The organism is Catenulispora pinistramenti (assembly GCF_018274385.1).
GTDB classification, from domain to species: Bacteria; Actinomycetota; Actinomycetes; order Streptomycetales; family Catenulisporaceae; genus Catenulispora; species Catenulispora pinistramenti.
The window spans coordinates 20,909-27,312 of record NZ_JAAFYZ010000145.1 but is presented as its reverse complement, the minus strand read 5'-3'; the positions used below and the strand labels follow the sequence as shown (position 1 = coordinate 27,312).

Annotated in this window: 4 protein-coding genes; 1 reads left to right on the top strand and 3 read right to left on the bottom strand. The window is 67.6% G+C overall.

From position 1 onward, the window contains the following. Positions 1 to 254: 254 nt before the first annotated feature. Both KGQ19_RS32430 and KGQ19_RS32425 read right to left on the bottom strand, forming a co-directional pair. Entirely contained in the window at positions 255 to 1,727 is a 1,473-nt protein-coding gene (locus KGQ19_RS32430; protein ID WP_212016354.1) for a S41 family peptidase, read from the bottom strand. A 58-nt stretch (positions 1,728 to 1,785) separates the two neighbouring features. Continuing rightward, positions 1,786 to 2,586, bottom strand: a complete 801-nt coding sequence (locus KGQ19_RS32425) for an SDR family oxidoreductase (protein WP_212016352.1) — start codon at positions 2,584 to 2,586, stop codon at positions 1,786 to 1,788. 145 nt (positions 2,587 to 2,731) lie between these two features. Here KGQ19_RS32425 and KGQ19_RS32420 point away from each other — a divergent pair, with 145 nt between their 5' ends. Continuing rightward, positions 2,732 to 3,376: a TetR/AcrR family transcriptional regulator gene (locus KGQ19_RS32420; RefSeq protein WP_212016350.1), complete on the top strand. Its 645-nt coding sequence runs from the start codon at positions 2,732 to 2,734 to the stop codon at positions 3,374 to 3,376. A gap of 216 nt (positions 3,377 to 3,592) precedes the next feature. Here KGQ19_RS32420 and KGQ19_RS32415 read toward each other — a convergent pair whose 3' ends face one another. Further along, positions 3,593 to 6,001: a ricin-type beta-trefoil lectin domain protein gene (locus KGQ19_RS32415; protein ID WP_212016349.1), complete on the bottom strand. Its 2,409-nt coding sequence runs from the start codon at positions 5,999 to 6,001 to the stop codon at positions 3,593 to 3,595. Positions 6,002 to 6,404 lie beyond the last annotated feature (403 nt).

Below are 6,404 nucleotides of genomic sequence, written 5' to 3'. Positions count from 1 at the left end.
CACAAACTCCACCCCCGCCCACCCTCAGTTCCAGAATCCCGCAGCACCAGCCGGGACCGATCCCATTCGGCGACCGGCACGTCGCGAACTACCGGGCAGACGTTGCCCGACACAGCACTAAGCCACCGACCCGATGATCGGCGTTCGCAGTTCCTACCCGATCGGGCTGAGCATGCCGGGCGCGGAGTGTCTTCGCTGATGGCGCCGGTTCGGCCGAGATCATCGCCGGGCTGCGACAGCTGAGCGGGGGAGCGCTAAGGCTTGGGTCGTGAACAGTCCAGCACCGCGAGCGCCGTCGTGAAGGCTGTGTCCTTTCCGGCGGCGAGCTCGTTCGGCGGGAACACCGGGATCCGGATCTGCGGTGGGATGCCGGTGATGTCGAAGGTGGGGCCGTTGCGGCTGGTCGGGTATTCCTCGTTCGGCAGCTCGAACTCCCAGCCGTTCGGCAGAGTGTGGTTCAGCGTGTCGGAGAACGAGCCCTGGGTGTTCTCGCCGATGCGGACCGGGGCGGGGGTGCGGCCCATCAGTGCCTGTGCGAAGGTTTCGCCCGCGCTCACCGTGGAGCCTCCGGCCAACAGCGCGATGGGGCCACGGTAGATCGGGTTGTCGGAGGGTGCCACGCGGATCGGCTCGGGCCGGCTGAAGACGGTCGGGTCGCTCGGGTCGTCGCGGTGCTTCTTCCAGTACGTGGTGTAGGGCTTCGACGTCAGGCGGGAGACGACGTCCAGCGCCAGGACGTCGGAGCCGCCACCGTTGACGCGGTCGTCGATGATGAGGCCGCGCAGGGCGTTCGGGCCTTGGGTGCGCTGCGGGGTGAAGATCGCGTCCAGGGCCTTGTCCAGCTCGGCCTTGTCGGAGGCGAAGCCGGCGCTGTCGTCGGGGCTGGTGTAACCGGCGAAGGAGGACAGGCGCAGGTAGCCGATGCCGCCGGGGAGGTCGGCGTAGGCGATGTGGCCGCGACCCCACTCCTGGAGCGGGCTGGTGAGGTCGTGGGCCTGGATGAAGGCCTCGATGCCGGCGTCGTAGGCGCGGCTCGGGCTGATGGTGCCCGGGCGTGAGGGGGAGACGGTCGTGGTGCCGTCGCTCAGGGCGGTGTGCGAGTCGTTCAGCGGGGCGAAGGCGTCGGTGAGGATCTGGAAGAGCTGGGCGTCGGTGGTCTTCGGCGTGATCTGGGCCCGCAGCCGGGCGCCGGTGGCCTGCCAGTCGATGCCGCGTGCGGCGAAGAACGGATAGTTCTCCCGGTAGGTCTGCCAGAAGATGTCGAACACGGTACGCGGATCGGTGGGAGTCGGCTGCGCGCACCTGGTGGGGAGGGCGGCGAGACGAGCGAGGTGCCGGGTCCCGACCGACTCCTGGACCATCATCGACAGGGCCCGGGCCCGCTGTTCCGGGCGCAGCGTGAACAGCGTCGTCCCCACCGCGAAGGTGGTGCCGCCGCCGGGCCCGGTGGTTCCGGTCCTGGTGCCGGTGAACTCGGGCAGGCAGCTGATGGCGGTGGTCTCGTAGGCCGTGACCGTGGCGCCCTCGACGTCGAGGACGAGACCGTAGCCGTCCATCTGCCACGTGCCGTCCAGCCCGGCCGGCGTCCCGGACCCGGTGCCCGTCCCGCTCTTCGCTTCGGCGCCGGTCGCCGCTCCGGCCGCCACCAGCGCCGCAGCGGCGGTGACGGCACCGATCCGGCACAGCGTCCTGCCTCGCGGCGCGCTTCGTGCACTGGTTCGCTTCATGGTGTCAGCCTGCTGCGATGCGGCGTACCGGGGCATCGGCCATCGGTCTTCGCGTGCCTCATCCTTGGGTATGACCGACACGCGACCTTTCGGTCTGAAGGGCGGGGCCGAGGAGGAGCCCACCGTCGATGACGTACTCCGACCCGGTGATGAACGACGCGTCTGATGACGTGAGGAACAGGAGAAGTCGGCTGACGTCGGTCGGTTCCCCGAGCCGGGGGATGGCGAACGGCTCGGGTGAGTAGAAGTCGGCGATTGCCGCGACGGCGCCGGCTGCTGGTTCGAGGATGAAGGGGGTCGCGATCACGCCGGGGTGGATGGTGTTCACCCGGATGTGGTCGCGGCCGAGCTCGAGCGCTGCCGTTTGGGTGAGGCCTCGCATGGCCCACTTGCTGGCGACGTACGGCGCGTAGTGCGCTGTGCCGCCCAGGCCCATGGTCGAGCCGATGTTGACGATGGCTCCGCCTGCTGCGCGGCGCAGAGCGGGGGCTGCGGCCTTGATGCCGAGGAAGGTCCCTGTGAGGTTGATGTCGAGGATGCGCGACCACGTGGCCTGGTCCGTGTTCTCGATGGTTGCCGGCGGGTTCTGCACGCCCGCGTTGTTGACGAGCACGTTCAGGGCGTCGAAGGCGCTCTCGGCGGCTAGCACGGCGGCGGACCACGAGTCCTCGTCGGCGACGTCGAGGCGGGCGAAGCGGGCGCGGGGCCCGAGCTCGTCGGCGAGAGCGGCGCCGCGTTCGGCGTCGATGCCGCCGATCACCACGTTCGCCCCCTGCGCGTGGAAGGCGCGCACGTGGCTCGAGCCCTGGCCGCCGGTGCCACCGGTTATGAGCACGGTCTGGTTGTCGAAGCGGGGCATCAGATGTTCCTTCGGTACGTGGGTGAATGATCGCCGATCAGCAGTGACGAACGGCGGCCAGTGGTGAGCCGGGTGACTCACCATCCCCTCGACCCTAGATCGGCGGCAGTGGCGAGTCAAGCCACTCACCTCGTATACTCGGCCCATGAGCAGTGTCGTGACGGCGTATCACCAGCGCGTCGCCCAGGAGAAGCGCACGCTGATCGTGGCGGCCGCGACCGCGCTGTTTCTCGAGTTGGGCTACGACCGGACGTCACTGGCGCGGATCGCAGAGCGCGCGGGCGTTTCGCGGGCCACCTTGTTCAAGCAGTTCCCGAGCAAAGCCGCCCTGTTCGACGCCATCGTGACCGAGTCCTGGTCGACCGCTGACGAGCAGGATCCTCCGCCGGCAGGCGACATCGTCGACGGGCTCGGCATCATCGGTCGCCGTTACGCCGGGCTGTTGGGCCGTGCCCAGATGACCGACCTGTTCAGGATCGTCATCGCCGAGCTGCCGCGGTTCCCCGAGCTGGCCCATGCGCAGTTCTCGCACGGGAAGATGCCCTACTTCGAGTCCGTACGCAGCTATCTCCTGGCTGAGCACGAGGCGGGAACGGTGCGGGTCGAGGACGTGGACCTCGCAGCCACCCAGTTCCTGGGCATGATCTCCAACTACGTCTTCTGGCCGACGCTCCTGGTGCCGGGCTGGGAGGTGAGCGCCGAACGCGTCGCTCAGGTAGTCGACGAGGCCGTCCGCACCATCGCCGCCCGATACGCCGTCACTGGACCCGGGGTGTCCGCCGACGAGTGAGTCCCGCTCTCGACATACGTCCGAGATTCTCCAGCCCGATCGCCGACGTCGGACGAGACCGATGGTGCCGGCGGATCTGGTTCATCGTCTCCGCGACCAGCTAGGACCGGCCAGGACCGGCCAGGACCGGCTACCAAGTGGTCGATCGCCTCCTGGTAGCCGGTCCGAGCCGCGCGGATGGTCATCATGTGAACATGTGCCTGACCAGCCGGCGGGCTAGGGCAGGGTCCACTTCTGGTTCGTCCCGCTGTTGCAGTCCCAGATATCGAGTTGGGTGCCGTTGGCGGTGTTGAATCCGGGGTCGTCCAGGCACTTGCCGGACTGGACGCTCAGCAGGCTGCCGTCGGCGCGCGGGACCCACTGTTGGTTGGCGCCGCCGTTGCAGTCCCAGAGGTCGACCAGGGTGCCGTTGGTCGTGCCCTGACCGACGACGTCCATGCACTTGCCGTTGATGGTCAGGGTCTGGTTGGCGTAGGTCCAGTTCTGTGCTGCCGAACCGTCGCAGTCTCCCATCTGGATGGGTGCGCCGTCGGTGCCCGAGTCGGCGTTGTCCGCGATGCACTTGCCGGCCAGGCCGGAGGTGATCGGACCGGTCTGCGGCGGGGTGGGCTGGCCGGGTGTCAGTGCGAAGTTGTCGAACTCGTCCGTCTTGTAGTCGGTGACGCCGAGGCCGGCCTGGCCGTTGGTGTAGGAGTTGTCGACGGCGCTGCCGAGGGTCTTGCCGTCCAGGGACGCGGTCAGGGTCGAGCCCTGCATCTTCAGGGCGAGGGTGTGCCAGCTGCCGGTGCCCGGTGCGGTGGTTGTGCCGCTGGCGAGGGTGGTGAAGTTCCAGTTGACGTCGCTCTTCTGGATCGACCAGGCGCCGGTGTCGGACAGGCGGAAGTGGTAGGCGTCCAGGCCGTTGTCGTTGCGGCCCTGGAGGTTGACGCGGCCGAGGAGTTCGACGGTGGAGGACTGTTCGAAGTAGGCGTCGGTGGTGACGGTGTAGTTGCTCCAGGAGCTGTCGCCCATGAAGGTGTAGGGCCCGTCGTAGGGCTCGTTGGTCCAGCGGACCGGGGTGGAGGTGGCCTCCTGGCGCAGGCACTGGCCGGTCCGGCCGCCGTCGCAGGAGGTGGTGGCGAACGCGCCGTTCATGTCGGAGAAGTACTTGGGCGAGGTCGTCGTCGCGTGGGTGTCGAAGGTGTCCGTGTACGGCAGTGTGAGTGCGGATGCCGCGGGTGACGTCGCAGTGCCCTTACCCTGACCGGTCGTGGTGGTGACGGTGTAGACGTAGCCGGGCTGGAGCGTGAGTGAGTATCGTCCGCCGGATGGGGTGATGTCCTGCTGGTGCACGAAGTAGTCGCTCGGGTTGGAGGAGTTCACGTTGGTGGCCCAGACGTGGACTTTTCCGGTGGACAGGCCGCCGGTGACGGTGAAGTTCGCGGTCTGTGCGGCGGTGGCGTCCATGGTCTCGATGACGGTGCTGTAGTCGTGGTTGTCGGTGGATTTCAGGGTGACGAAGCTGCCGTTGGCGCGGTTGCCGCCGAGGTAGCCGCTGCCGGAGTCGACGTAGTGCCAGCCGGGCTGGGTGAACTGGGTGGTCTGCGCGGTGACCCAGGTGTTCTTGCCGATGCTGTAGTTGCCGGACCATGGCTGGCTCGCTTCGGCCATGCCGTCGGTGCTGAAGTACATGTTCTGATATAGCGCGGCGATGACCGGCCAGTTGATGTATGAGGTCATTTTGCCGTCGAGGTAGCCGCGGTTGATGCCGCGTGCTGTGGCGGCGGCGCCGTCGTTGGCGTCCTCCGAGCCGTTCTCCGAGGCCCATAGCGGCTTGCCCAGGCTTTGCGCGTTGGCGGTGCTGTTACAGGTGCTCTCGGAGCTCAGGTATCCGCAGGGGTAGTGCACGCCGACGATGTCGACGGCCTTCTTGAACGCGGGGTCGGTGGTCATGGCGTCGGCGACGCTCCAGTCGCTGTCCGCGGCGACGATTTTGGTGGCGCCGTAGCCGTGCGAGACCAGCGCGGTCTTGAGGTTCTCGTACCAGGTGGCGTCGAAGCCGCGCTCGTTCCAGCCGCCGAGGTAGCTGATGGGCAGCTTATGCTGTTTGGCGCAGCCCATCCAGTCCATCAGGTAGGTGATCGCGTTGGAGGTGAAGAACGTGTTGGATCCGCTGCCGACCCAGCCCGGGGCACCCCAGGACAGGCCGTAGAGCTTGATGTTCGGGTTCCGTGCCTCGGCCTGTTCGGCCAGCCACCACTCGTAGCCCTGGTCGCAGTCGACCTGGCCTTGGCTGTGTTCGATGCTGGATTCGGCGCCGTCGGTGGAGTTGGTGTCGCCGCCGATCTCGATCTTCAACACCTGGAGGTCGGCGCCGTAGCCGGGCTTGAAGAGGTAGTCGAGGATCCGGCTGCGCTCGGGCTCGGGGTAGTCCGCGAGCAGACGCGAGTTGCCTCCGCCGCCGGATATCGCCCCGACGCCGTCGAAGGTGAGGCCGCCGGAGGCGCCGTTCACGGCGATGGCGGTGGCGACGGCGGCCGGAGCGGCGCCGGCCGACGGTGTCTCGGCGGCGAGCGTGCCGATCGAGCCGACAGCGAGCGCGAGGCTTGCCAAGAGCGAGGTGCGTCTAGCGAGGGTTCGGGCCATGGAGACTCCTGCGAGGGGTGTGGGAGTACTAGGCAACAGACACGCACTGTTTCCGACATGTTCACACGTCATCGCGCGCAATCCGACACGGTAGGAGCGCGGGAGATCGGCGTCAAGAGCGGCAATGGCTCCGCCGGGCAATTGATTGATCAACATGCTGACCCATTCGGCCGGCCGCCTTCAGGCAATGCAGAAAAGTCTCCGGCACATGGATTTCTGTGACCGGACGGAGTCTCAGGGATCCCTTTCCGGTAAGCGCGGCCATGGACGGAGCGGTCTCCGGCGGCCCTTCGAACCCGGCGATGAATGGGGACAGTCTGGACCGGATCATGGTTGAGTTCGCGGGGGAATGGTCGTTCAGCGACCACGTCGCGGGCTCGCTGGCCTCTGTGTTCGCAATGGA